Source organism: Enterococcus sp. MMGLQ5-1 (assembly GCF_013155265.1).
GTDB lineage: Bacteria > Bacillota > Bacilli > Lactobacillales > Streptococcaceae > MMGLQ5-1.
In genome coordinates this window covers 1-1,036 of sequence record NZ_JABJXU010000031.1, presented here as the reverse complement: position 1 = coordinate 1,036, position 1,036 = coordinate 1, and the positions used below count along the sequence as shown (strand labels likewise).

2 protein-coding genes are annotated in these 1,036 nt (G+C 35.4%); both read right to left on the bottom strand.

Translation table 11 applies throughout. The features are described 5' to 3' along the window. A partial coding sequence (locus tag HOY35_RS13335; protein ID WP_349627516.1) for an IS3 family transposase occupies positions 1-727 on the bottom strand: 727 nt, incomplete at its 3' end. After that, positions 724-1,002, bottom strand: a complete 279-nt coding sequence (locus tag HOY35_RS13330) for a helix-turn-helix domain-containing protein (RefSeq protein WP_172214593.1) — start codon at positions 1,000-1,002, stop codon at positions 724-726. The genes HOY35_RS13330 and HOY35_RS13335, both read right to left, overlap by 4 nt. Positions 1,003-1,036 lie beyond the last annotated feature (34 nt).

The window sequence follows — 1,036 nt, the reverse complement described above, 5'->3', positions numbered from 1 at the left end:
AGCCTATCGGCTCTTTTGAGATGTAGAACGTTTCTGACTTTAGTGAGGCATGAAACGACTCTATTGGAGCGTTATCTGAAGGTGTACCCTTACGGGACATACTTTGGATAACGTTTTTCTGTTTTACTCGCTCACAGAACTTTTTTGCTGTATAAGTGGCTCCTTGGTCACTATGCAAAATAGTTTGTTCAGGTAGCTCACCGAGTTGATTAAAAGTATCCATCACTAATTTGGTATCAGGGTGATCCGATATTTCGTAAGCAACTATCTCGTTATTGAACATGTCCATAATCGTTGATAAATAAAGCATACTGCTTCCAAAAGGAAGGTATGTTATGTCTGTCGTTAATTTTTGTAAGGGTTGTTTAGTGCGCCAATCCTTTTGAATAAGGTTATCAAAAGCTTTATGTTGCGGTCCAGTATGACGGTATTTTTTGATTTTCGCTATGCAATTCCAACCTCTTCGTTTCATAATACGTGCTACTTTATTGATACCTATTGTCAATTCACGGCTTAAAAGAGCATGAATTTTACGATAACCAAATAGATAATGGTTTTCTTGAACTAACTGATGAATTCTTTCTTCCACAGGTGTTAAACTTGATGGTTTTAGCTTTCTGTTTCTATAAAAAGTACTTCTTGATAGTCCAAACAACTGGGTCAACTTTGAAATTGGCAACTGGCTTTTGTGTTGCTCGATGAAATGAATTATATTTTCTTGTGTCACCCCCTTTCTTTGGAAAAGAATTTTTTTAATAATTCTAGCTCTTTTTCTCTGTCCTGTAATGTTTGATAAATGGAAGCTTCTTTCTCTAAAGGACGACCTGAAGAAGTTTTAAAACGGTGAATTTCTCCTTTCATGTACCATTGTTTCCACCTATATATTGTTCCTCTACTTGGGATATTAAATTCTTCCCGAAGGGATGAAGCCGATTCTCCTGCTAATAATCTCTCAACGATCTGAATTTTTAATGTCTCCGGATAATAATTATGTTTTGCCATTAGAAAAACACCTCCAAATTTATTTTACTAAATT

Bases quoted from the DNA above. Each gene is read 5' to 3' on its own strand.
- HOY35_RS13330 (WP_172214593.1), bottom strand. From the start codon at position 1,002: ATGGCAAAACATAATTATTATCCGGAGACATTAAAAATTCAGATCGTT.